Annotated in this window: 23 protein-coding genes; 13 read left to right on the top strand and 10 right to left on the bottom strand. The window is 61.0% G+C overall.

Features of this window, described 5'->3' with window-relative positions:
• Positions 1-173: 173 nt before the first annotated feature.
• The 4 genes from AB4P90_RS07210 to AB4P90_RS07195 all read left to right on the top strand — a co-directional run bounded on the left by AB4P90_RS07210 (position 174) and on the right by AB4P90_RS07195 (position 3,231).
• Positions 174-482: an arsenate reductase gene (locus tag AB4P90_RS07210; RefSeq protein WP_229999207.1), complete on the top strand. Its 309-nt coding sequence runs from the start codon at positions 174-176 to the stop codon at positions 480-482.
• A gap of 31 nt (positions 483-513) precedes the next feature.
• Positions 514-1,548: a 2,3,4,5-tetrahydropyridine-2,6-dicarboxylate N-succinyltransferase gene (dapD, locus tag AB4P90_RS07205; protein ID WP_014717226.1), complete on the top strand. Its 1,035-nt coding sequence runs from the start codon at positions 514-516 to the stop codon at positions 1,546-1,548.
• Between the two features lie 67 nt (positions 1,549-1,615).
• Positions 1,616-2,821, top strand: coding sequence for an aminotransferase class V-fold PLP-dependent enzyme (locus AB4P90_RS07200; RefSeq protein WP_019817863.1), 1,206 nt, complete (start codon positions 1,616-1,618; stop codon positions 2,819-2,821).
• Positions 2,818-3,231: a SufE family protein gene (locus tag AB4P90_RS07195; RefSeq protein ID WP_395605768.1), complete on the top strand. Its 414-nt coding sequence runs from the start codon at positions 2,818-2,820 to the stop codon at positions 3,229-3,231. Before AB4P90_RS07200 ends, AB4P90_RS07195 begins: the two co-directional genes overlap by 4 nt.
• A gap of 117 nt (positions 3,232-3,348) precedes the next feature.
• Here AB4P90_RS07195 and tcdA read toward each other — a convergent pair whose 3' ends face one another.
• Positions 3,349-4,158, bottom strand: a complete 810-nt coding sequence (tcdA, locus tag AB4P90_RS07190) for a tRNA cyclic N6-threonylcarbamoyladenosine(37) synthase TcdA (RefSeq protein WP_019817865.1) — start codon at positions 4,156-4,158, stop codon at positions 3,349-3,351.
• Between the two features lie 217 nt (positions 4,159-4,375).
• Here tcdA and AB4P90_RS07185 point away from each other — a divergent pair, with 217 nt between their 5' ends.
• From AB4P90_RS07185 to AB4P90_RS07170, 4 genes are all read left to right on the top strand, one after another.
• Complete coding sequence (locus tag AB4P90_RS07185) at positions 4,376-6,967, top strand: glycosyltransferase (protein WP_014717222.1); 2,592 nt, start codon at positions 4,376-4,378, stop codon at positions 6,965-6,967.
• 256 nt (positions 6,968-7,223) lie between these two features.
• Positions 7,224-8,375, top strand: coding sequence for a succinyl-diaminopimelate desuccinylase (gene dapE / locus AB4P90_RS07180; protein ID WP_005785553.1), 1,152 nt, complete (start codon positions 7,224-7,226; stop codon positions 8,373-8,375).
• Positions 8,375-9,184, top strand: a complete 810-nt coding sequence (locus tag AB4P90_RS07175) for a putative RNA methyltransferase (RefSeq protein ID WP_014717221.1) — start codon at positions 8,375-8,377, stop codon at positions 9,182-9,184. The genes dapE and AB4P90_RS07175 overlap by 1 nt, the downstream gene beginning before the upstream one ends.
• 54 nt (positions 9,185-9,238) lie before the next feature.
• Complete coding sequence (locus AB4P90_RS07170) at positions 9,239-9,616, top strand: hypothetical protein (RefSeq protein ID WP_014717220.1); 378 nt, start codon at positions 9,239-9,241, stop codon at positions 9,614-9,616.
• A gap of 138 nt (positions 9,617-9,754) precedes the next feature.
• On the opposite strand, the gene AB4P90_RS07165 is transcribed toward AB4P90_RS07170, so the two are convergent.
• The gene (locus AB4P90_RS07165; RefSeq protein ID WP_003189131.1) at positions 9,755-9,964 is read right to left on the bottom strand and encodes a cold-shock protein; all 210 of its coding nucleotides are present in this window, start codon (positions 9,962-9,964) and stop codon (positions 9,755-9,757) included.
• A gap of 181 nt (positions 9,965-10,145) precedes the next feature.
• Here AB4P90_RS07165 and plsB point away from each other — a divergent pair, with 181 nt between their 5' ends.
• From plsB to AB4P90_RS07150, 3 genes are read left to right on the top strand one after another with little or no spacing between them, the layout of a single operon-like run.
• On the top strand, positions 10,146-12,665 hold the full coding sequence (plsB, locus tag AB4P90_RS07160) for a glycerol-3-phosphate 1-O-acyltransferase PlsB (RefSeq protein ID WP_395605767.1): 2,520 nt from the start codon (positions 10,146-10,148) through the stop codon (positions 12,663-12,665).
• A gap of 51 nt (positions 12,666-12,716) precedes the next feature.
• Complete coding sequence (locus AB4P90_RS07155) at positions 12,717-13,118, top strand: YbaY family lipoprotein (RefSeq protein ID WP_014717218.1); 402 nt, start codon at positions 12,717-12,719, stop codon at positions 13,116-13,118.
• Between the two features lie 27 nt (positions 13,119-13,145).
• Entirely contained in the window at positions 13,146-13,835 is a 690-nt protein-coding gene (locus AB4P90_RS07150; protein ID WP_003189124.1) for a DUF4197 domain-containing protein, read from the top strand.
• A gap of 93 nt (positions 13,836-13,928) precedes the next feature.
• On the opposite strand, the gene AB4P90_RS07145 is transcribed toward AB4P90_RS07150, so the two are convergent.
• The 3 genes from AB4P90_RS07145 to AB4P90_RS07135 form a co-directional block, all read right to left on the bottom strand.
• Positions 13,929-14,168, bottom strand: coding sequence for a hypothetical protein (locus AB4P90_RS07145; RefSeq protein WP_019817869.1), 240 nt, complete (start codon positions 14,166-14,168; stop codon positions 13,929-13,931).
• 142 nt (positions 14,169-14,310) lie between these two features.
• On the bottom strand, positions 14,311-17,376 hold the full coding sequence (locus AB4P90_RS07140) for an efflux RND transporter permease subunit (RefSeq protein ID WP_020300957.1): 3,066 nt from the start codon (positions 17,374-17,376) through the stop codon (positions 14,311-14,313).
• 5 nt (positions 17,377-17,381) lie between these two features.
• The gene (locus tag AB4P90_RS07135; protein WP_236465952.1) at positions 17,382-18,482 is read right to left on the bottom strand and encodes an efflux RND transporter periplasmic adaptor subunit; all 1,101 of its coding nucleotides are present in this window, start codon (positions 18,480-18,482) and stop codon (positions 17,382-17,384) included.
• 93 nt (positions 18,483-18,575) lie between these two features.
• Here AB4P90_RS07135 and AB4P90_RS07130 point away from each other — a divergent pair, with 93 nt between their 5' ends.
• Positions 18,576-19,232, top strand: coding sequence for a TetR/AcrR family transcriptional regulator (locus tag AB4P90_RS07130; RefSeq protein WP_014717214.1), 657 nt, complete (start codon positions 18,576-18,578; stop codon positions 19,230-19,232).
• Between the two features lie 587 nt (positions 19,233-19,819).
• On the opposite strand, the gene AB4P90_RS07125 is transcribed toward AB4P90_RS07130, so the two are convergent.
• Entirely contained in the window at positions 19,820-20,602 is a 783-nt protein-coding gene (locus tag AB4P90_RS07125) for a class I SAM-dependent methyltransferase (RefSeq protein ID WP_014717213.1), read from the bottom strand.
• Between the two features lie 96 nt (positions 20,603-20,698).
• Here AB4P90_RS07125 and AB4P90_RS07120 point away from each other — a divergent pair, with 96 nt between their 5' ends.
• On the top strand, positions 20,699-21,319 hold the full coding sequence (locus AB4P90_RS07120) for a hypothetical protein (protein ID WP_014717212.1): 621 nt from the start codon (positions 20,699-20,701) through the stop codon (positions 21,317-21,319).
• Between the two features lie 3 nt (positions 21,320-21,322).
• Here AB4P90_RS07120 and AB4P90_RS07115 read toward each other — a convergent pair whose 3' ends face one another.
• The 4 genes from AB4P90_RS07115 to tsaB all read right to left on the bottom strand — a co-directional run bounded on the left by AB4P90_RS07115 (position 21,323) and on the right by tsaB (position 24,041).
• The gene (locus tag AB4P90_RS07115; RefSeq protein ID WP_014717211.1) at positions 21,323-22,021 is read right to left on the bottom strand and encodes an extensin family protein; all 699 of its coding nucleotides are present in this window, start codon (positions 22,019-22,021) and stop codon (positions 21,323-21,325) included.
• A 10-nt stretch (positions 22,022-22,031) separates the two neighbouring features.
• Positions 22,032-22,892: a DUF72 domain-containing protein gene (locus tag AB4P90_RS07110; RefSeq protein ID WP_014717210.1), complete on the bottom strand. Its 861-nt coding sequence runs from the start codon at positions 22,890-22,892 to the stop codon at positions 22,032-22,034.
• Positions 22,892-23,194 carry a hypothetical protein gene (locus AB4P90_RS07105; protein ID WP_034126521.1) on the bottom strand — a complete coding sequence of 101 codons (303 nt, stop codon included), beginning with the start codon at positions 23,192-23,194 and terminating at the stop codon, positions 22,892-22,894. Before AB4P90_RS07105 ends, AB4P90_RS07110 begins: the two co-directional genes overlap by 1 nt.
• Positions 23,195-23,354: 160 nt before the next feature.
• Positions 23,355-24,041, bottom strand: a complete 687-nt coding sequence (tsaB, locus tag AB4P90_RS07100) for a tRNA (adenosine(37)-N6)-threonylcarbamoyltransferase complex dimerization subunit type 1 TsaB (protein WP_014717208.1) — start codon at positions 24,039-24,041, stop codon at positions 23,355-23,357.
• Positions 24,042-24,081: the final 40 nt, after the last annotated feature.

Genomic DNA, 24,081 nt, shown 5'->3' with positions numbered 1-24,081 from the left:
TGCTGCGCACTGGCACTTTGCGCAAAAGTCGCACGCTGTTGACGAGCGGCGCCGAAACCCGCTGGTCGTGGCATAATCGGCGATCTTTCATTTTCATACGTCCAAAGGGGGGCAATTCCTTGAGTGCTTCAAGCAAAACCTTGCACCTTTTCGGCATCAAAGCCTGCGACACCATGAAAAAGGCGCGCACCTGGCTCGATGAGCACGGGGTGAGCTATGAGTTCCATGACTACAAAACAGCCGGTATCGACCGCGAACACTTGACCCAATGGTGCAACGAGCACGGTTGGCAGGTGGTTTTGAACCGTGCGGGCACCACCTTTCGCAAACTCGAAGACGAACGCAAAGCCGATCTCGATCAGTCGAAAGCCATTGAATTGATGCTCGCACAACCCTCGATGATCAAGCGCCCGGTGCTCGATCTCGGTGACAGAACCCTGATTGGCTTCAAGCCAGATAGTTATTCGGCGGCCCTCAAGTAGGCCAGCCTTCCATTTTTGTAGAGGTAACAGCATGTCCAATTCCCTGTTCAGCCTGGGCTTCGGCGTCGGCACTCAGAACCGCCAAGGTGCTTGGCTGGAAGTGTTTTACGCACAGCCCTTGCTCAACCCGTCGGCTGAAATCGTTGCCGCCATCGCACCGATCCTCGGTTACACCGAAGGCAACCAGGCGATCACCTTCACCGTGAGCCAGGCCCTGCAACTGGCCGACGCGCTCAAAGGCGTCGATGCTACCCAGGCCGCCCTGCTCAGCCGCCTGGCCGAAAGCCACACGCCGCTGGTCGCGACCTTGCTGGCCGAAGACGCAGCGCTGACCTCCACGCCTGAGGCCTACCTCAAGCTGCACCTGCTGTCCCATCGCCTGGTCAAGCCCCACGGCCTGAGCCTGGCCGGGGTGTTCCCGCAGTTGCCGAACGTGGCCTGGACCAGCCAGGGCGCTATCGACATCAATGAACTGGCCGAGCGCCAACTGGAAGCGCGCCTGCGTGGCGACCTGCTGGAAGTGTTCTCGGTGGACAAGTTCCCGAAAATGACCGACTACGTCGTACCGGCTGGCGTGCGTATCGCTGACGCTGCACGTATCCGCCTGGGCGCGTACGTAGGCGAAGGCACCACCGTGATGCACGAAGGCTTCGTCAACTTCAACGCGGGCACCGAAGGCCCGGGCATGATCGAAGGCCGCGTATCGGCGGGCGTATTCGTCGGCAAGGGCTCGGACCTGGGCGGCGGTTGCTCCACCATGGGCACCCTGTCGGGCGGCGGCAATATCGTGATCAAGGTGGGCGAAGGCTGCCTGATCGGCGCCAACGCCGGTACCGGTATCCCATTGGGCGACCGCAACACCGTGGAGTCGGGCCTGTACATCACCGCCGGCACCAAGGTTGCCCTGCTGGATGAGCAGAACCAACTGGTCAAGGTGGTCAAGGCGCGTGAGTTGGCTGGCCAGCCAGACCTGCTGTTCCGTCGTAACTCCGAGACCGGTGCCGTGGAGTGCAAAACCCACAAATCGGCCATCGAACTGAACGAAGCGCTGCACGCTCACAACTAAGCAGCCACTCGATGCCACTAGCGGCCGCACCTTCGGGGGCGGCTCGCTTATACGAGTCTTGATCACCATGCTTGTGCCCTCCCCCTGGCGCGCCGATTTCCCGGCCATCGCCACCCTGCAACGGCAAGACCAGACCTATCTGGACAGCGCCGCGACCACGCAAAAACCCCAAGCCCTGCTGGATGCCATCAGTCATTACTACGCCAATGGCGCAGCCAATGTGCACCGTGCTCAGCATTTGCCCGGAGCCCATGCGACCCAGGCGTTCGAAGACAGCCGCAGCAAGGTCGCGCAGTGGTTGAACGCAGGTGACAGCGGGCAGGTCGTGTTTACCCACGGCGCAACCTCTGCGCTGAACCTCCTGGCCTATGGCCTGGAGCACTTATTCAATGCGGGCGATGAGATTGCCATCAGCGCCCTGGAACACCACGCCAACCTGTTGCCCTGGCAGCAATTGGCCAAACGCCGCGCACTCACACTGGTGGTCTTGCCTCTGGACGATGACGGCGTCATCGACCTGGACGCCGCGGCCAGCTTGGTTGGCCCACGCACACGCTTGCTGGCGGTGAGCCAGTTATCCAACGTGCTCGGTGCCTGGCAGCCGCTGCCAGCCTTGCTGACGATGGCCCAGGCACACGGCGCCCTCACGGTGGTGGACGGCGCCCAAGGCATCGTCCATGGCCGTCACGACGTGCAGGCCCTGGGCTGCGACTTCTACGTATTTTCCAGCCACAAACTCTACGGCCCGGACGGCGTGGGTGTGCTGTATGGCCGTAATGAGGCCCTGCACCACCTGCGCCACTGGCAGTTCGGCGGCGAGATGGTGCAACAGGCCGACTACCACAGCGCCAGCTTTCGCCCCGCGCCGCTGGGTTTCGAGGCCGGCACTCCTCCGATTGCCAGTGTGATCGGCCTGGGCGCGAGCCTGGATTACCTGAGTTCACTGGATCCCTCGGCGGTGATCGCCCACGAAGCCGCCCTGCATGACTACCTGCTGCGTGGGCTTAAGGCCCGCAATGGCGTACGCGTGCTGGGATCGCCGCAGGTGGCGCTGGTGAGTTTTGTGGTGGCGGGCGTGCACAACGCCGACCTCGCCCACCTGCTGACCGAGCAAGGCATTGCTGTGCGTGCCGGTCACCACTGCGCAATGCCGCTGTTGAAGGCGATGAATCTGTCAGGCGCCATCCGCGTTTCACTGGCGCTCTACAACGATTCCGATGACCTGGAGCGCTTTTTTGAAGCGTTGGACCAGGCGCTGGACATGCTGCGATGAACTTGCCGCTGGAGGCACACGCCGCACTGCAAGCCTTCCAGGCCATTGGCAGTTGGGAGCAGCGCGCCCGGGTGCTGATGCAATGGGGTGAACGCTTGCCCGCCCTGGCCGATGATGAAAAGGTCGACGCCAACCTGGTGCAAGGTTGCGAAAGCCTGGTGTGGCTGGTGGGGCGCTTGCAGGACGGCCATTGGCAGTTTACGGCGAGCAGCGAGGCGCGGATGATTCGTGGGTTGGTGGCGTTGCTGCTGGCGCGGGTCAATGGGCTGTCGGCTGATGAACTGCAAGCGGTTGACCTGCCTGACTGGTTCAATCAACTGGGCTTGTCGCGCCAGTTATCGCCGTCGCGCAGCAATGGCTTGAATGCCGTACTGCAACGCATGCGAGACCTGACGCATACACAAAACTAATGTGGGAGCTGGCTTGCCTGCGATAGTGGCGAATCAGTCAGTATTTTCAGTGGCTGACACACCGCTATCGCAGGCAAGCCAGCTCCCACAATTTGGATCTATGTTCGGCAATGAGATTTAGCTGGGTTTGATGCGCTCCGACGGCCTGCGCACTCCCGCCACGATCTTGTCTACCGCCTTGGTGGCCGCCACCATGCCGAACGTGGCCGTGACCATCATCACCGCGCCAAACCCGCCCGCGCAGTCCAGCTTCACGCCATCACCGACAAAACTCTTCTGCAGGCAAATGCTGCCATCGGGCTTGGGATAGCGCAGTTGCTCGGTGGAAAACACGCACGGCACGCTGTAATGACGAGTCACGGTGCGCGAAAAACCATAATCGCGGCGCAAGGTAGAGCGCACTTTCGAGGCCAACGGGTCATTGAAGGTGCGGTTCAGGTCACACACCTGGATCAGCGTGGGGTCAATCTGCCCACCGGCGCCGCCGGTGGTGATGATCTGGATCTTGCGGCGCTTGCACCAGGCAATCAGCGCCGCCTTGGCGTTGACCGCGTCGATGCAGTCGATCACACAGTCGATAGTCGGCGTGATGTACTCGGCCATGGTATCGCGGGTGACGAAGTCTGCCACCGCGTGCACGGTGCAATCGGGGTTGATGCCGCGCAGGCGCTCAGCCATCACTTCGACCTTGGGCTTGCCCACGGTGCTGTCCAGGGCATGCAACTGGCGGTTGCTGTTGCTGACGCAGACATCGTCCAGGTCAAACAGCGAAATCTCACCCACCCCACAGCGGGCAATCGCTTCTGCCGCCCAGGAACCCACGCCGCCGACGCCGACAATCGCCACATGGGCCGCTTTCAAGCGTTCCAGGCCCTCAAGGCCGTACAAGCGGGCAACGCCTGCAAACCGCGGATCTTCTGTACTCATCATCATTACCCCAAAAACCGGCGCGCATTATAGGGCTACGCAGCAGCAAGTTTTAAGCTACAAGTTACAAGTGAAGAACTTAGATGGAGTTTCGCAGACTAACGTCCGGCTTTTCTCTGTCTGCTGTACGCTCAGGGAAGGGCCGGTGTAGGATGCGCGCCGTTCGGCGCAGGCCGACACCTCTTTCGTTCCGCACCCTTTGGAACCCGACATAACCATGGCATCGCGTAAATTTGGACTCAACCTGGTGGTGGTGCTGGCAATTGCCGCGCTGTTCACCGGTTTCTGGGCGCTGATCAACCGCCCGGTCACCGCTCCCAACTGGCCCGATCAGATCTCCGGCTTTTCCTACTCGCCGTTCCAGCAAGGCCAGTACCCGCAGAAAGGCCAGTACCCTACCGACGAACAGATGCGTCAGGACCTTGCGATCATGAGCAAGCTGACGGACAACATCCGTACCTACTCGGTGGACGGCCCCCTGGGCGATATTCCGAAGCTGGCCGAAGAGTTCGGCCTGCGCGTGACCCTGGGGATCTGGATCAGCCCGGACCTTGAGCGTAACGAGCGGGAGATCCAGCGCGCTATCGAGATCGCCAACACCTCGCGCAGTGTCGTGCGCGTAGTGGTGGGCAACGAAGCGTTGTTCCGGGAAGAAATCACCCCCGAAGCCCTGATCGTGCTGCTCGACCGCGTGCGCGCCGCCGTGAAAGTCCCGGTGACCACCTCCGAGCAATGGCACATCTGGGAAAAGAACCCGCAACTGGCCAAGCACGTCGACCTGATCGCCGCGCACATCCTGCCGTTCTGGGAATACATCCCAATGGACAAGGCCGGCCAGTACGTCCTGGACCGCGCCAAGGACCTGAAGAAAGCCTTCCCGAAAAAGCCACTGCTGCTGTCGGAAGTGGGCTGGCCGAGCAACGGCCGTATGCGCGGCGGCAATGAATCGTCGCCGGCAGACCAGGCGATTTACCTGCGTACACTGGTCAACAAGCTCAATCGCCAGGGTTACAACTACTTCGTGATCGAGGCCTTCGACCAGCCGTGGAAGGTCAGCGATGAAGGTTCGGCGGGTGCGTATTGGGGTGTATTCAACGCCGCGCGCCAGCAGAAATTCAATTTTGACGGCCCGGTGGTGGCGATTCCGCAATGGCGGGTACTGGCCATCGGTTCAGTGGTGCTTGCGCTGCTGTCCCTGACCCTGTTGATGATCGATGGCTCGGCCCTGCGCCAGCGTGGCCGCACCTTCCTGACCTTTATTGCGTTCCTGTGCGGGTCGGTGCTGGTCTGGATCGGCTACGACTACAGCCAGCAATACAGCACCTGGTTCAGCGTGACGGTCGGTGTGTTGCTGGCACTCGGCGCCCTGGGCGTGTTCATTGTGTTGCTGACCGAAGCCCATGAGCTGGCGGAAGCAGTCTGGACCCACAAGCGTCGGCGTGAATTCCTGCCCGTGGAAGGCGATTCGGACTACCGCCCGAAAGTGTCGATCCATGTGCCGTGCTACAACGAGCCGCCGGAAATGGTCAAACAGACCCTCGACGCGCTGGCCGCCCTCGACTATCCGGACTACGAAGTCCTGATCATCGACAACAACACCAAGGACCCGGCGGTGTGGGAGCCGGTGCGCGATTACTGCGAAACCCTGGGCCCGCGCTTCAAGTTCTTCCACGTCGCGCCCCTGGCCGGTTTCAAGGGCGGCGCGCTGAACTACCTGATCCCGCACACCGCCAAGGATGCCGAAGTGATCGCGGTGATCGACTCGGACTACTGCGTATCGCCCAACTGGCTCAAGCACATGGTGCCGCACTTCGCCGACCCGAAAATCGCCGTGGTGCAGTCGCCCCAGGATTACCGCGACCAGAACGAAAGCACCTTCAAGAAGCTCTGCTACGCCGAATACAAGGGCTTCTTCCATATCGGTATGGTCACCCGTAACGACCGCGACGCGATCATCCAGCACGGCACCATGACCATGACCCGCCGCTCGGTGCTCGAAGAGCTGGGCTGGGCCGACTGGTGCATCTGTGAAGACGCCGAACTGGGCCTGCGTGTGTTCGAGAAAGGCTTGTCGGCGGCGTACTACCACGACAGCTACGGCAAGGGTTTGATGCCGGATACCTTTATCGACTTCAAGAAACAGCGTTTCCGCTGGGCCTATGGCGCGATCCAGATCATCAAGCGCCACACCGCCAGCCTGATACGTGGCAAGGACACCGAGCTGACCCGCGGTCAGCGCTACCACTTCCTCGCGGGCTGGTTGCCGTGGGTGGCCGATGGTATGAACATCTTCTTTACCGTCGGCGCCCTGTTGTGGTCTGCGGCGATGATCATCGTGCCGACTCGAGTCGACCCGCCATTGCTGATTTTCGCGATCCCGCCGTTGGCGTTGTTCGTGTTCAAGGTCGGCAAGATCATCTTCCTCTACCGTCGTGCGGTAGGCGTGAACTTGAAAGATGCGTTCTGCGCGGCCCTGGCCGGTTTGGCGTTGTCCCATACCATCGCCAAGGCGGTGCTGTATGGTTTCTTCACCACCAGCATTCCGTTCTTTCGCACGCCGAAAAACGCCGATAACCACGGCTTCTGGGTGGCCATTTCCGAAGCCCGCGAAGAAATGTTCATCATGCTGCTGCTGTGGGGCGCGGCGCTGGGGATCTACCTGGTGCAAGGCCTGCCGAGCAACGACATTCGCTTCTGGGTGGTGATGTTGCTGGTGCAGTCGCTGCCCTATGTGGCGGCGCTGATCATGGCGTTCTTATCGTCGCTGCCCAAACCTTCGGCGGCGCCCGAGCCCGCACCGGCGGCGTAAAAAGTGACGCAATGCACTAAACGGCGGCCCTTGGCCGCCGTTTTGCTATAAGATAACGGCCCTTTTGTGAGACTTGGCCTGGCCCAATTCTATGTGGGAGCTGGCTTGCCTGCGATACAGACGCCGCGGTCTGACAGGCACACCGCAGCGATGCTATCGCAGGCAAGCCAGCTCCCACATTGGAGTTGCGTCGCTCCAGGCTCTGTATTTCCACATTCGTCCTGCGCCCCATCACACGCTTTCCGGAGTTCCCCCCATGACGGCCCATGCCGACCTTTCGCCGACCCTTCAACTGGCCATCGACCTGATCCGTCGCCCGTCGGTCACGCCGATCGATGCCGATTGCCAGAAGCTGATGATGCAGCGCCTGGGCGACGCCGGTTTTGCGCTTGAACCGATGCGCATCGAAGATGTGGACAATTTCTGGGCCACCCATGGCAAGCATGAAGGTCCGGTGCTGTGCTTTGCCGGTCACACCGACGTGGTGCCGACCGGTCCGGTACAGGCCTGGCAGAACGACCCGTTCGACGCGTTGATCGATGAAAACGGCATGCTCTGTGGCCGTGGCGCGGCTGACATGAAAGGCAGCCTGGCGGCGATGCTGGTGGCAGCGGAACGTTTCGTCACCGACTACCCGGACCACAAGGGTTCGGTCGCCTTCCTGATCACCAGCGACGAAGAAGGCCCGGCGCACCATGGCACCAAGGCGGTGATCGAACGTCTGGCCGCGCGCAAGGAACGCCTGGACTGGTGCATCGTCGGCGAACCGTCGAGCACGACCCTGGTGGGCGATGTGGTCAAGAACGGCCGTCGTGGCTCCCTCGGTGCCACCTTGACCGTGCGCGGTGTACAGGGCCATGTGGCTTACCCGCATCTGGCGAAGAACCCGATCCACCTGGCTGCGGCGGCCCTGGCTGAATTGGCTGCCGAGCATTGGGATGACGGCAACGCCTTCTTCCCGCCGACCAGTTTTCAGATTTCCAACCTCAATTCGGGTACCGGCGCCACCAACGTAATCCCCGGCGACCTGACGGCGGTATTCAACTTCCGCTTCTCTACCGAGTCCACCGTCGAGGGCCTGCAACAGCGGGTCGCGGCGATCCTGGATAAACATGGCCTGGACTGGCATGTGGACTGGGCGCTATCGGGCCTGCCGTTCCTCACCGAGCCGGGTGCGCTGCTGGATGCTGTGTCTGCCAGTATCAAGGCGATCACCGGGCGTGAGACCAAGGCATCCACCAGCGGCGGTACTTCCGATGGGCGCTTTATCGCCACGCTGGGCACCCAGGTGGTCGAGCTGGGCCCGGTCAACGCGACGATCCACCAGGTCAACGAACGCATCCTGGCCAGCGACCTCGATGTGCTGACCGAAATCTACTACCAGACCCTGATCAAGTTGCTCGCCTGATGCTTGCCTGCCCCATTTGCAGCGCACCGCTCAATGCGGTGGACAGTGGCGTGGCGTGCCCGGCCGGGCACCGTTTCGATCGCGCGCGCCAGGGTTACCTGAACCTGTTGCCGGTGCAGCACAAGAACAGCCGCGACCCAGGCGATAACCTGGCCATGGTCGAGGCGCGCCGCGACTTTCTCAACGCCGGGCACTACGCCCCGGTGGCCAAGCGCCTGGCCGAACTGGCCGCCGAGCGTGCACCGCAGCGCTGGGTCGACATTGGGTGTGGCGAGGGTTACTACACCGCGCAAATTGCCCAGGCCCTACCCCACGCCGATGGCTATGCCCTGGATATCTCCAAGGAAGCGGTCAAGCGCGCGTGCAAACGCAACCCGGCGCTGACCTGGTTGATCGCCAGCATGGCCCGCGTGCCATTGGCCGATGCCAGCTGCCAGTTCCTCGCCAGCGTGTTCAGCCCGTTGGACTGGCAAGAGGCCAAGCGCCTGCTCAGTCCCGGCGGCGGTTTGATGAAGGTCGGCCCGACCAGCGGCCACTTGATGGAACTGCGCGAGCGTCTTTACGACGAGGTACGCGAGTATACCGACGACAAACATCTGGCCCTGGTGCCGGATGGCATGCACCTGGCACACAGTGAAACACTGGAATTCACCCTGAGCCTGGCCGAAGCCCAGGACCGCGCCAACCTGCTGGCGATGACGCCCCACGGCTGGCGAGCCAGTGCCGAGCGACGCCACGAGGTGATCGAGGCGGCCGAGCCGCTGCAGGTCACGGTGTCGATGCGTTACGATTATTTCGTGCTTCAATGACTGACGTTCACCCACCCGCGAATGGATTTTCGAATCCCGCAACGAGGAACATCCATGCGCCAACCCGATATTGAGATTTACCTGAAGGACGCCGACGTCGATCACAAGGCCATCGCCGCCTGGCTGGGTGCCGCCCTGGGCCCGTGCACCGACTGGGTCCAGAAAGGCCAGACCTACAAGTGCAAGGCCGGCAGCGTGCCGGTGACCTGGCTGCCCAAGGCGGTGGGCAAATGGAACAGCCTGTACCTGGAAAGCGACCAGACCCCGTGGGACGACGACATCGCCTGCGCCCGCGCCGCGTTTGCCGCGCTGAACGTCGAAGTGCGCTGCGCGCCGGGCACCTGGGTAGAAGAAGAGGGTGAGGAAAGTGCCGACACCTGGATTCGCATCAGCGTAGACGGTGAAGAACAGATCACTTGGAAAACCGCCTGACAGCCCATTGCCAACCCAATCAATGTGGGAGCTGGCTTGCCTGCGATGCAGACACCTTGGTCTAGTCAGTCAGACCACAGTGATGCTATCGCAGGCAAGCCAGCTCCCACAGTTGATTGGGTTATCAAGACCAAGTTGTTACAGGCCGACCACATCCTCCGCCTGCAAGCCCTTCTCGCCGGTCACCACGGCGTATTCCACCTGCTGGCCTTCGGCCAACGAGCGGTGGCCTTCACCGCGAATGGCGCGGTAGTGCACAAACACATCCTTGCCATCTTCACGCTGGATAAAGCCGTAGCCCTTTGCATCGTTGAACCACTTCACATTGCCGGTTTCACGCGTTGTCATCTGTTCACTCCCACTGGTTTTTTTATTGTTGAGTCGCTCGCATTGAACTGCCGAGTATAAGACAGGCTCAAAAACCATCAACTCAACTTTACATCGCTGCTTTTTTGCCGATTTTCGGCGAATACGGCACACTACCCGCCCGAGCGCCTGCTCGGTTTTTTCCACTTGAAGCAGTTCGCCTATGACCCGCTCCCCGTTCCGCCGTCTGGTGTTTGGCACCTTGCGCCGACTGTTGTACCTCTGGGTTCGCTCAGAGACGATCAACCAGTCGTCCCTCACCCTTAACCTGGACCGCAGCCGGCCGGTTTTCTACGTCCTGCAATCACCCTCCCTCACCGAGTTGGCAGTGGTCGACGCCGAGTGCACCAAGGCCGGCCTGCCACGCCCGGTGCTGCCAGTGTCAGTGGGGCCGTTGATGGAGCCTGCGGCGTTCTTCTACCTCACGCCGGATCCGGATTGGCTTGGGCGCCAGGACAAGCGTGGCGCACCACCCACCCTGACGCGGCTGGTCAATACCCTCACCGAACACGCCGAAGAGAATGCACAAATCATTCCGGTCAGCGTGTTCTGGGGCCAATCCCCCGAAAGCGAGTCCAGCCCCTGGAAGCTTTTATTCGCCGACAGCTGGGCGGTCACCGGGCGTCTACGCCGGTTGTTGAGCATCCTGATCCTGGGGCGCAAGACCCGTGTGCAATTCTCCGCGCCTATCAACCTGCGCGAATTGATCGAGCACAATAAAGGCCACGAACGCACCGTGCGCATGGCCCAGCGCATCTTGCGTGTGCACTTTCGTAACCTGAAGACGGCGGTGATCGGCCCCGACCTGTCCCACCGCCGTAATCTGGTGAAGGGCCTGGTCAATATGCCGCTAGTGCGCCAAGCCATTTCTGATGAGGCCGAACGCGAAAAAATCTCGCCGGAAAAAGCCAAGGCCCTGGCCCTGCGCTATGGCAACGAAATTGCCTCGGACTACACCTACACCGCGATCCGCTTCCTGGAAGTGGTCTTGAGCTGGTTCTGGAACAAGATCTACGACGGCATCAAGGTCAATAACATCGAAGGCGTGCAAAAGGTGGCCCAGGGCTACGAGGTGATCTACGTGCCTTGCCACCGCAGCCATATCGACTACTTGCTGCTGTCCTACCTGCTGTTCAAGAACGGCCTGACCCCACCGCATATCGCCGCCGGCATCAACCTCAACATGCCGGTGATCGGCAGCCTGCTGCGCCGTGGCGGTGCGTTTTTCATGCGCCGCACCTTCAAGGGCAACCCGCTGTACACCTCGGTGTTCAACGAATACCTGCACACCCTGTTCACCAAGGGCTTCCCGGTGGAGTACTTCGTCGAAGGCGGCCGCTCGCGCACCGGGCGCATGCTACAACCGAAAACCGGGATGTTGGCGATCACCCTGCGCAGCTTCTTGCGCTCCTCGCGCATGCCTATCGTGTTCGTGCCGGTGTATATCGGCTATGAGCGTGTCCTCGAAGGCCGCACTTACCTGGGCGAACTGCGTGGCGCCAGCAAGAAGAAAGAGTCGATCTTCGATATCTTCAAAGTGGTCGGCGCGCTCAAGCAGCGCTTCGGCCAAGTGGCAGTCAACTTTGGCGAACCGATCAAGCTGGCAGAGTTCCTCGACGCCGAGCAACCGGACTGGCGCGCCCAGGAACTGGGGCCGAACTACAAACCGGCCTGGCTCAACGAAACCACCAATCGCCTCGGCGAACAGGTGGCGCGTCATTTGAACGAAGCCGCTGCGGTGAACCCGGTGAACCTGGTGGCGCTGGCCCTGCTGTCCACCACCCGCCTGGCCCTGGATGAACAGGCCATGGCCCGCCAGCTGGACCTGTACCTGGCGCTGTTGCGTCGTGTGCCCTACTCGCCCCACACCACCCTGCCGGAAGGCGATGGCCTGGCGCTGATCAAGCACGTCAAGGACATGAACCTGTTGTCCGAGCAGAGTGACGCCCTGGGCAAAATCGTTTATCTGGATGAGCAGAATGCCGTCCTGATGACCTACTACCGTAACAACGTGCTGCACATCTTCGCCCTGCCGGCGTTGCTGGCGAGCTTCTTCCAGAGCAGCTCGCGGATGAGCCGCGAACAGATCCTGCGCTACACCCACGCGCTTTACCCGTACCTGCAATCGGAACTGTTTATTCGTTGGTCCTTGGACGACTTGGACAAGGTGGTCGATCAATGGCTGGACGCGTTTGTCGAACAAGGCCTGCTGCGTTTCGAAAACGCCGTGTACCTGCGCCCGGCGCCGAGTTCGCGGCACTTTGTGCTGCTGACGCTGCTGTCCAAGAGCATCGCCCAGACCCTGCAACGCTTCTACATGGCGATCTCGTTGCTGCTCAACAGCGGCCAGAACAGTATCAGCGCAGAAGAGCTGGAAGACCTGTGCACGATCATGGCCCAGCGCCTGTCAATCCTGCACGGCCTCAACGCTCCGGAATTCTTCGACAAGAGCCTTTTCCGACATTTCATCCAGACGTTGCTGGAGCAAGATGTGCTGCGCCGCGATGAAGCCGGCAAGCTGGGCTATCACGACCTGCTCGGCGAACTGGCAGAAGGTGCGGCCAAACGCGTGTTGCCGGCGGATATTCGCCTGTCGATCCGCCAGGTGGCCTTGCACCGCGTGGACGGCGCAACCGAGACCGCGCCTGAACCGGTTGCCGCCCCTCCTGAAGAAAACCGCTAAATTGAACGAGGCGTCGGGCGGATTCCGGCGCCGTTGAAAAGGAGTTGCACCGTGAAAAAACTCATCCTTCTGGGCCTGACCGCCCTGCTCGGAGCCTGCCACTCGATGACCCCAACCCCGAAGGCCAGTCTGGACGGCGAAGTGTTCTACCTGCAACGCATCGCCCTGCCGCCGGCCGCCACCTTGAGTGTCAGCCTGCAGGACGTGTCCCTGATGGACGCCCCGGCCGTGACCCTCGCCGAACAGAAAGGCCCGGTCAAAGGCCAGGTGCCGCTGCCGTTTCACCTGAGCTATGACCCGGCTCAGGTCAAACCGGGCCACACCTATTCGGTCAGCGCTCGCATCGAGCTGGACGGCAAGCTACTGTTTATCACCACCGAGCGGCACACCGTGCAACTCAACGGCCAGGACCCACAACCGCTGCGCCTGCGGGTAGATGCGGCCGCACATTGATCATTCCCACTTCATAAGGAAGCGCCCATGCTCCGCAAATCTCTTCGCCTCACCGCCCTGTGTGCTGGCTTGCTGTTCGGCGCCAACGCCATGGCCCTGGATCTGGGCAGCCTGTCCCAGGGTGACGCCAGCGGCGGCCTCAAGGATGCCTTGACCCAAGGTGCACAGATTGCTGTGAAACAACTCGGGACGCCCGGTGGTTTCAGCAACAACCCGGACGTGAAGATCGGCCTGCCGGGCAAACTCGGCAAAGTCGCCGACAAGCTTAAAATGTTTGGTATGGGTGACCAGGTCACGCAACTGGAAACCAGCATGAACAAGGCCGCAGAAACCGCCGTGACCCAGGCCCAGCCAATTCTGGTCAACGCCGTGAAGAACATGAGCGTGACCGACGCCAAGGGCATTCTCAGTGGAGGCCAGGACTCCGCCACCCAGTACCTGAACAAAAGCAGCCGTGAAGAAATTCGCGCCAAGTTCCTGCCCATCGTCAAGGCCGCCACCGACAAAGTCGGCGTGGCTCAGCAGTACAACGCTCTGGCCGGCAAGGCCGCAGCCTTTGGCGCCGTGGATGCCAAGAGCGCCAACGTCGAAAACTACGTGACCGAGCAGGCGCTGGATGGTTTGTTCAAGATGATTGCGCAGCAGGAAGAAACCATTCGCAAGAACCCGGCGGCGGCAGCCACCAGCTTGGCCAAGAAGGTGTTTGGGGCACTTTAAGCTTTCGCCAGCGACTTGTACTGGGACGTAACGCGGCAAACACTCTGCGGGTGCAGAGTGTTTGCAACGGCTGAATATCAGAACTCAGCGCATTCAACGGCCGATTTGAGCGTTGGTATTCGCATTGCTGTTCGCGTTGGAAACGCTGTTGTTGATCGTAAAATTAGTGGTGGGCTGGGGATGATCGTATTTGAACGATTTGAGCGCGTCCGAAAGCTCACGCCGACTGACGGAGTCATTATGTGAATGTTTGGCGCAAGCGCCGCCCATCTGACCGCCGCCCAGTATCATACCAATCACCGAGTAAAAGTTTCCCACTGCTTGTAGGAGCATATCTATTTCGCCTCTATGAACGTTCTGGAAATGTTATCCACGTGATAAAAACCACCGAATAAAGTACCTGCGAACAGGTAACTATCTGTGGCAAGCCTGAAAAAAAGGTTCCCATTGGGCCCACCCAAAAACAGTCACAGATTTACTCCACGTCCTTCCTGATCCTGAACCAAGCCGCGTACAACGCCGGCAAGAACAACAGTGTCAACGCCGTCGCCACGATCAACCCGCCCATGATCGCCACAGCCATGGGCCCGAAGAACACACTGCGCGACAACGGAATCATCGCCAGCACCGCTGCCAGCGCCGTCAGCACAATCGGGCGAAAGCGTCGGACGGTGGCTTCGATAATTGCCTGCCAGGGTGCCAGGCCGGCCTTGATGTCTTGTTCTATCTGGTCCACCAGAATCACCGAATTACGCATGATCATGCCCGACAGCGCGATGGTGCCGAGCATGGCGACGAAACCGAAGGGTTGGCGGAACACCAACAGGAACAGGGTCACGCCGATCAGCCCCAACGGTGCGGTGAGAAAGACCATGGCCGTGCGCGAAAAGCTGCGCAGTTGCAGCATCAGCAAGGTCAGCACCACCACGATAAACAGCGGCACGCCGGCCTTCACCGAGTTTTGCCCCCGCGCAGAGTCTTCAACCGTACCGCCCACCTCCAACAGATAGCCGTCCGGCAGCTCGGCTCGCACATCGGCGAGCGTCGGCAAGATCTGCTGCACGAGGGTCGCCGGCTGTTCCTTGCCATAGATGTCGGCCCGTACGGTCACTGTGGGCAGACGGTTGCGACGCCAGATGATGCCTTCTTCGAATCCATATTCGAGGGTGGCAATTTGCGACAGCGCCACGCTTTTACCATTGTCGGTGGGCACGGCCAGGCTTGGCAGGCGCGACAGCTCGCTACGCTCATGCACCGTGCCGCGCAGGAGGATCTCGATCAATTCGTTGTCCTCCCGATACTGGCTGACGCTGGCGCCGGTCAGGGAACTCTGCAGGAATTTCGACAGGTTGGCAGTGCTCACACCCAGTGCACGGGCACGGTCTTGGTCGATATTCAGGTATACGATTTTGCTCGGTTCTTCCCAGTCCAGATGCACATTCACCACATGGGTATTTTCGCGAACCTTGGCCGCCACTTTGCGCGCCAGCGAACGGACTTCTTCGATGTGCTCGCCAGTCACACGAAACTGCACGGGGTAGCCTACGGGCGGGCCGTTCTCCAGGCGCGTGACCCGCGAACGCAGGGCGGGGAATTGCTCGTTGAGGGTTTCGATCAGCCAGGTGCGCAGGCTTTCTCGCTCCTCGATGGTGTTAGCCAGCACCACAAACTGGGCGAAGCTGGCAGCGGGCAATTGCTGGTCCAGTGGCAGGTAAAACCGTGGCGAACCGGTGCCCGCGTAGGCGACATAGTTATTGATGCCGGCATGCTCCTTGAGCAACGCCTCCAGGCGCTTGACCTGTTCGGCGGTGTTGCTCAGGGAAGCGCCTTCGGCCAGTTTCAGGTCGACCATCAACTCCAAGCGACCGGAAGCCGGGAAGAACTGTTGCGGCACGAAGCGAAACAGTGCAACCGAGCCGATAAACAGCAGCAGGGTCAGCACGATCACGGTTTTACGCCGCTGCACGCACCACTCCACCAGACGCCTTACACGCTGATAGAAGGGTGTGCCGTAAGGGTCCGGGCCGTCGGTGCCGTGTTTGGCCGCATGAATCTTCGCCAGGTCGGGCAGGAGTTTTTCCCCCAGGTAGGGCACAAACACCACGGCCGCCACCCAGGAGGCCAGCAGTGCAATGGTCACCACCTGGAAGATCGAACGGGTGTATTCACCAGTGCTCGATTGCGCGGTGGCAATCGGCAAGAAGCCTGCGGCCGTGATCAGGGTGCCGGTGAGCATGGGGAATGCGGTGCTGGTCCAGGCGAAACTCGCGGCTTTGAGGCGGTCGTAACCCTGTTCCATTTTGATCGCCATCATTTCCACGGCGATGATCGCGTCATCCACCAGCAAGCCCAGGGCCAAGACCAAGGCGCCCAGGGAAATCTTGTGCAGGCCGATGCCCAGGTAATACATGGCGGCAAAGGTCATCGCCAGTACCAGCGGAATCGCCAGGGCGACGACCATGCCGGTGCGCACGCCGAGGGAGAAAAAGCTCACCAGCAAAACAATCGCCAGCGCTTCAGCCAATACCTGGACGAATTCTCCGACGCTGGTCTTCACAGCTGCCGGCTGGTCCGACACCTTGCGCAGCTCCATCCCTGCCGGAAGGTTCTTTTGCAGGCGTGCGAATTGCGCTTCAAGGGCCTTGCCCAGTACGAGGATGTCGCCACCGTCGCGCATGGCCACGGCCAGGCCGATGGCATCTGCGCCCATGTAGCGCATGCGCGGTGCCGGTGGGTCGTTGAAGCCTCGATGGATGTCAGCCACGTCACCGATGCGGAAGGTGCGATCCCCCACGCGTATCGGAAAGTTGCGGATCTCCTCTACTGTCTTGAAGTTGCCCGAAACGCGCAGTTGCACGCGCTCGGTGGGGGTTTCAAAGAAGCCGGCGGTGGACACCGCATTTTGCTCCTGCAACGCCTGTTGTACCGCAGCCAGAGGCAAGCCGAGGGTGGCGAGCTTGAGGTTGGACAGCTCGATCCAGATCTTCTCGTCCTGCAGGCCGAGCAGCTCGACCTTGCCCACATCCGGGACGCGTTGCAGCTGGATCTGGATGCGGTCGGCGTAGTCCTTGAGCACCGCATAGTCAAAGCCGTCGCCGGTCAGGGCGTAGATATTGCCGAAGGTGGTGCCGAACTCGTCGTTGAAAAACGGCCCCTGGATATCCGGCGGCAAGGTGTGGCGGATGTCGCTGATTTTCTTGCGCACTTGGTACCACAACTCAGGAATCTGCGCCGAACGCATCGAATCACGGGCAATAAAGGTGACCTGGGATTCACCAGGACGGGAGAACGACACGATGCGTTCATACTCACCGGTCTCCATGAGTTTTTTCTCGATTCGCTCAGTGACCTGGCGCGAGACCTCCTGGGCCGTGGCTCCAGGCCAGTTGGTCTTGATCACCATGGCCTTGAAGGTAAAGGGCGGGTCTTCGCTTTGTCCCAACTTGGTGTAGGACAAGGTGCCAACCACGGCCAGCAGGATCATCAGGAACAGTACAATCTGGCGATTACGCAACGCCCATTCGGAAAGATTGAAACCCATGGGGACTACTCCTTGGTCGCCAGATTCACTACACGGTTGGAGCGATCCACCGGGCGCACTGACTGGCCCTCATGGAGCACATGCACGCCTGCGGCCACCACCCAATCGGTGGCGGCCAAGCCTTCGAGTACCGGCACGGTGTTTTCGCCAAACGCACCAATGCGTACAGGGGTGCGTTCAAGGGTGTTGTCCGGTTTTACACGCCAAACGTAGGACGCACCGTTCTCGGCACTCAGGGCAGACAGCGGTACCGATAGGGGAATGACACCGTCGACCTGGATGAAAACCCGTGCGCTTTGGCCCAGTTCGGCGGGCACTTTGCCGCCGGTGAAGGCTACGCGCGCGGCGAAGGTGCGAGACTTGGGGTCGGCGGCAGGCGACAGTTCACGAATGCGCCCGGCGAAGCGTTGCTCTGGCTGGCTCCACAACTCCACCGACACCGGCTGGCCGATCTTGAAGCGGCCAAAGCCCTGCTCGGGCAGGCTGATCAAGACTTCACGCTCGCCATCGGTGGCCAGGGTGAACACCGTCTGGCCAGCGGAAACCACTTGCCCCACCTCGACGGCACGCTTGGCGACTACCCCATCCTGAGGCGCACGCAGCACGGCGTAGCCGGCCTGATTGCTGGACACATCGAACTCGGCCTTGATCTGCTTCAGGCGTGCTTCACCGGCTCGGTAGAGGTTTTCGGAATTGTCGTACTGCGACCGACTGACCATCTGACGGTCCATCAAGGTCTTGTAGCGATCTCGCTCCGCACGTACCAAGCTCAGATTGGCCTCTGCGGCGGCTACTTGGGCGCGGGTGGCCTCCAGTTGCAGGCGCACGTCCTGGGGGTCGAGTTCGGCCAGCGGCTGGTTGGCCTTGACCCGTTCGCCCTCCTCCACCAGGCGCTTGCTGACTTTGCCGCCGATGCGAAAGGCCAGGTCCGGCTCATAACGGGCACGCACCTCACCGGGGTAGCTGTCCATTGCCTGCGCCGACGGCTGCGGTTGCACCACCATGGCCGGGCGCACGGTGGTCTGGGCCGCTTCTTCATGGCCGCAAGCGGCCAACAGGAAGATCAGGCTGACAGGCAAAGCAAGGGGCAGGAAAGCGCTGCGCATGCTGAAGGACCTTTCGCAAATAGAGCTTGGAATAATTATACTGGCCGGTATGTTATTAATACCAAACTCACCAGTCCAGTATTAAAGGTGAAAATGTCCGACAATCCTCTGAACACCGCAAGCCCAGGGCGCCCCAAGGACATGGCAAAACGCCAGGCAATCCTCGAATCGGCAAAATCGCTGTTCCTGGACAAGGGCTATGCAAACACCAGCATGGACGCCGTCGCCCTGGCGGCCGGCGTATCGAAACTCACGGTCTACAGCCACTTCACCGACAAGGAGACGCTGTTCACCGCGGCGGTAGTGGCCAAATGTGAAGAGCAATTGCCGGTGATGTACTTCGAGCTTCCCGAAGGCATGCCCGTCGAGACGGTGTTGCTCAACATCGCACGCGGCTTTCATCGGCTGATCAACAGCGAGGAGTCGGTAAACCTGCATCGCCTGATGATGACCACCGGCAATCAGGACGTGAAACTCTCCCAGATCTTCTTCAACGCCGGCCCCATGCGCATGCTGCAAGGCATGGAGCGCTTGCTCGGCAAGATTCACCAGAGCGGTGCCTTGAGCATCGACACACCGTTCAAAGCCGCGGAACACTTCTTTTGCCTGCTCAAGGGCACGGCGAACTTTCGCTTGTTGTATGGCTGCGGCGGACAATTGAGCGCGCAAGAGGCCGAAGAGCATGTGCAGGACGTGGTGCAGTTGTTTATGCGGGCCTATCGCAGCACGGGGCTCGACAGCACCGCATAGGCGGTAGCAACCGACGGTAACCACGATGCGAAGCGAGTCGCTCTTGATCTGCTCTTGATCTGCTTTTGATTTTGATCTTAAGCGCCCCGTCAAACCACGCTGGCCGGAATTCGACAGGGATTTGGGGGGTAAACCGGCAGGGATGCCGGTTTAGCCGCCCCGCGCCATGGATGGCGCGTGGCGGCGGCCCCCCAACTCACTGGCGGATTACGGGCACACCGAGCCCAGGCGAGGTGCCGAGTGGTGGGGCAAGAGCGTTTTGCTTACTTTTGCGCTTTTCAAAAGTGAGCCGCTGTCAGAGCGGAACCCTAGGTGGCCGTTACCGCAGGAATGGATATGTACACAATCCAACTGTGTTGACTGCCAGGCAGCCTTCGCGAGCAAGCCCGCTCCCACAGTTTGGATAGCGGGGCGTCAGGTAGACAGGTGTCGGCTTTCAGGCCGTCATCGCAGGCAAGCCAGCTCCCACATTTGGATTGCGGCGCGCCAGAGAGATAGGCATCGGCTGTCAGGCCGTCTTCGCAGGCAAGCCAGCTCCCACAGTTGGATCTCGCCGCACCTGGGAGATAAGTGCTGCTGTTTGCAGCTTACGGCTTGAGCGCTTTCTTGGGATAAATGTCGTAGCGGCTGGACTTGCCATCCAGCGCATGGCTCGGCTTCGGCCCCTCAATGCAGGGTGCCTTGCGCGGACGCTTGACCACCACACGATGGCTGGCCAGGGCCAGAGCCGCCGCGAGCAACGCCGGGGCATCCGGGTCATCGCCCACCAATGGGCGGAACAGGCGCATTTCCTTCTTCACCAGGGCGGTTTTCTCACGGTGCGGAAACATCGGGTCCAGGTAGATCACCTGAGGCGGCTCGCCCTGCCAGTTGAGCATCACGTCGATGGAGTTACCCTTGAGCAGCTTCATGCGCGCCACAATCGGCGCCACGTCAAAATCCTCGGCAGCGCGGGCCAGACCATCTTCGAGCAAGGCGCCGATCAGCGGCTGGCGCTCGATCAGGCTCATCTCACACCCGAGGCTGGCCAGCACGAACGCGTCCTTGCCCAAGCCAGCCGTGGCATCCAGCACCCGCGGGCGCACGCCCTGGGCGATGCCCACCGCCTTGGCGATCATCTGCCCGCTGCCGCCACCATACAACCGCCGATGCGCCGCGCCGCCTTCGACAAAGTCGACCCGCACCGGCCCTGGCGCATCAGGCCCAAGCTGTTGCAACTGCAAGCCGTGCTCCCCCACTTGCAGGGAAAAATCCGCATCGGCCACCTGCAGAGGCAACCCCAGCAGCGAAGCCCACTGTTCAGCGCGGGCCTGGAAGCTGTCAGCCAAGGCTTGGACCTGGATGCGGCTGGCCGCTGGTTGTTCGTTCATCAATCGCCACGCTCAAAAATATTAAGGATCGGCAAACAACGGCCGATAAAAATCACAGTCAGGTATTTTGCCAGAGCTGAGCGTCGACCGAGAAAAATGTCAGACATTCTTCCCCTTTCCATCGGTGTACTGCCGACCCACAACCATTACGGCCTGCGCAATACCCAAGCGCTGGCCGGGGTGAGTCATGTGTGGCAGGACTTCTTCGCCCGTGCGTTGGCCGAGCAGCTCGGTGAAACGTCGGACGCGCTCGCCGCCAAGACGCCTGCCCCGGCAGACCCGGCGGTTGAACCCCGCGAAGGCGCCGACCTGCTGGCGCAGATCCTCACCCAGCGTGAGTGCGATGTGAAAGACACCGAGATCGCCCCGCCGGAACCGCTCTTCCTGCCAATTGCCGAGTTCGAAACCGAGCTGCTGCCACCGGCCGCGACGCCGTTCCCGGAAGAAGAAATAGTCGCCCAGCAACGCCAGCAAGCGTTTGAGAGCGAGTGGGTGCGCCCCATCGTGCTGAACGCCGGCCAACCGCTACCCGCGCCGGGCCCGGCGCCACAACCACGCCCACTGCACCTGCCGATTGCCGAATTCGAGCTGGACCTGCTGCCACCGGCCGCCACGCCGTACCCCGAAGAAGAACTGCTGGCGCAGCAAAAGGCCCTGGATTTCGATTACTACTGGGCGCGTCCGCTGGTGACCCACAACCTGCGCCTGGCCGCCTGAACCTTAGCGACACACCCACCAACGCCCCATGTCCAGATGGAAATGGTTGCGATGGGCGGCGTTGTAGTCCGGGCTCAACACCACGTTGAAATCATCACAGGCGCCATCGCGTACCAAGCGCAGGAAACGCGCACTGTCGCCCTGGCCCGGCCAATCCTTGAGCACGCTGATGCTGCGCCCATCCGCCAGGCGAAAACCGGCGATATCCAGGGCATTGGCCGACGCATGCTGGCTGAGTCGACCGTCGGCACGGTTGTAGATATTACGGCAGGCAAAACTGCCCAAATGCTCGACGCGGCTCACCGCTTGGCCAAACACGGCCTGGGCCGCCGGTTGCAGGCTATGTCGCTCGAACAAGGCGAACGCCACCGCCAGCGGGCAACTGGCAAGAAAGCTGCTGCTCAAGGCCACGTCAGCGCCCTGCACGCGCAGGACACTGCGCAAGGGGCACGCCGCATCAGTCGGTGTATCAGCCTGGCGGCTCACGCGCAGACCAGAGGTGTTCAACACCTGGTCACACAGCGCTGGATCATCCTGCAAACGACTGAGCTTGTAGCGCGTCAACAGGTTGGGGCTCGCTCGCACATCCAAGGGCGCCCAGGGGTTCCATTCAGGCGGCATCGGCACCCAACCGCGCCAGACAGCCAACGCAAATGCCCCCACCAACAACAGCAACACACTCAATGTCTTGACCACACCCACGGCTCAACCCTCAAAGTAGTCCGAGCTGCTCCGCCACGGGTTCTCGATGCAAGGCAGGCAGCGGCGGTAGCCCTGGCAGGCGCACCATCAGCTTGGCGTGGAAGCGCAGCGCCAGCTGTGCCGCGAGACGGTTGTCCGACGTGTGCAGGAACATATAGGGCGTGCGGCCCTCTTCGATCCAAGTGGCAATCTTTTCCACCCAGGGAATCAGGAACGGGTCATTGGCCTCAAGGTCCGGATGCCCGATGAAGCGCACCTGGGGAAACTGCGTCAGGGCCGCCGGGCGCGGTGGCACCCGGGGCTTTTTTGACTGGGCATGCAGCACCGCTTCCGAGGTAGAAGTACAACTGAACAGTGCACGGGGATCGAGGCAGATGCGCTCGACACCGCGATCGCGCAACAGGCGGTTGAGCATGCGCTCAGCATCACCCTTGGCAAAGAACTGTTCATGACGCACCTCCACGGCCAGCGGCCGATCAATGCCATCGAGAAATCCAGCCAGCTCCGCCAGGCGTGGCGGCGTAAAGCTCTTCGAGAGCTGCAGCCACAGCGGTGAAACGCGCTCACCCAACGGGCTCATCAAGCCGACAAAACTTTCTGCCGCCGGCAACTGTTCACGTAAATCGCCAGCATGGCTGATATCGCCGGGGAATTTGGCGGTGAAGCGAAAATCATCAGGCATGATTTCGGCCCAGCGCTGCACAGTGGCGGCCGAGGGGCGAGCGTAAAAAGTGGTATTGCCCTCAACGGCGTTGAAGACCTGGGAATAGAGCCCGAGGTAATCGCTGGAACATGCCTCAACGGGATACAGGTACTCGCGCCAGGCGTTTTCACTCCAGGACGGGCAGCCGATGTAATAAGGCAAACGCATCAGATATGGATATCGAGACCCAGCACTTCCATATCCCATTCGACAAAGCCGGCAGTGGTCAGGTAGCTGGCCAGGGCGGTGGCAACGCTTTTGCTCATGGAACGGGGAAAGACCATGTCTTGCTGACGGGCAGGAACGCCGCTGATACGTGCGCTCGAGGCGCCTTGAGCTTTGGAAGGCGTATCGGTGTGTACTTCGATGAAGTCCGGTGAATCCTCGACGGACTCGTCTACCGTCACGCTCGCCTTGCGCGGCTTACGCTTGAGGGGGTACGACTGTGAGGAAAAACCGTCTATACGCATACATGCAGACTCGGTATCAATGATGGCAATTTAGCGGCACTTTCCATGGCGCGCAAATGCTCTGGTGATAACTAGAACACATAATTTGTAAAAGGTTTAAAAACCCAGGCAAATTCTGACGATTGGCGAAATTTGCCGCGTAACGCCCACATTTTTGACGTCAAATAATCCCGCGTTCGGCCTTGGTCTGCGCGACTTTATCGCGCAGGTACACCGGTGCTGCCTGGTCCGCCGCAATCGCCTCGCCGCGCTCGAATGCGAAACGTGCCAACGCCAGCAGGTCTTCGGCGTGGGGCAACATCGCCGCGTCCTGTTCGGCGCAGGTCACCTTGATGCGTTCGCCATAACCCCAGCCCGTACCGGCACCGAACCAATCGCCGCTGGCGTCAGCGGGCAACTGCGCCGCTTCGGGGGCCAGCACCGCTTCCGTGCCGACCAGGCGCATTTCGCCTGCGGTCTCACGGTAGCAACCCCAGTAAACTTCATCCATGCGCGCATCAATTGCCGCTGCCACGTGCGACGCCCCGTGCTCACGCAACGCGCGCTGGGCCAGTACCGCCAGGTTGGACACCGGCAGCACCGGGCGCTCCAGCGCAAAGGCCAGGCCCTGCACCACGCCAATGGCAATGCGCACGCCAGTGAATGCACCGGGGCCACGGCCGAACGCGATGGCATCCACGGCAGCCAGGGTGGTACCGGCGTCTTCAAGCAGTTGCTTGATCATCGGCAACAATTTCTGCGCGTGCAGGCGCGGGATCACCTCGTAGTGGCTCGTAACCTTGCCATCGTGCAGCAAGGCAACGGAGCAAGCTTCAGTCGCGGTGTCCAGGGCCAGCAGGGTGCTCATCGGTGTGGGTGTCCAAGTCGGAAAAAAGTGCGCCAGTATA

Source organism: Pseudomonas sp. B16120 (genome assembly GCF_044218845.1).
Classification (GTDB): domain Bacteria; phylum Pseudomonadota; class Gammaproteobacteria; order Pseudomonadales; family Pseudomonadaceae; genus Aquipseudomonas; species Aquipseudomonas paracarnis.
Note: the sequence above shows the minus strand (reverse complement) of the source record. Positions and strands in the feature narration are given on the sequence as shown.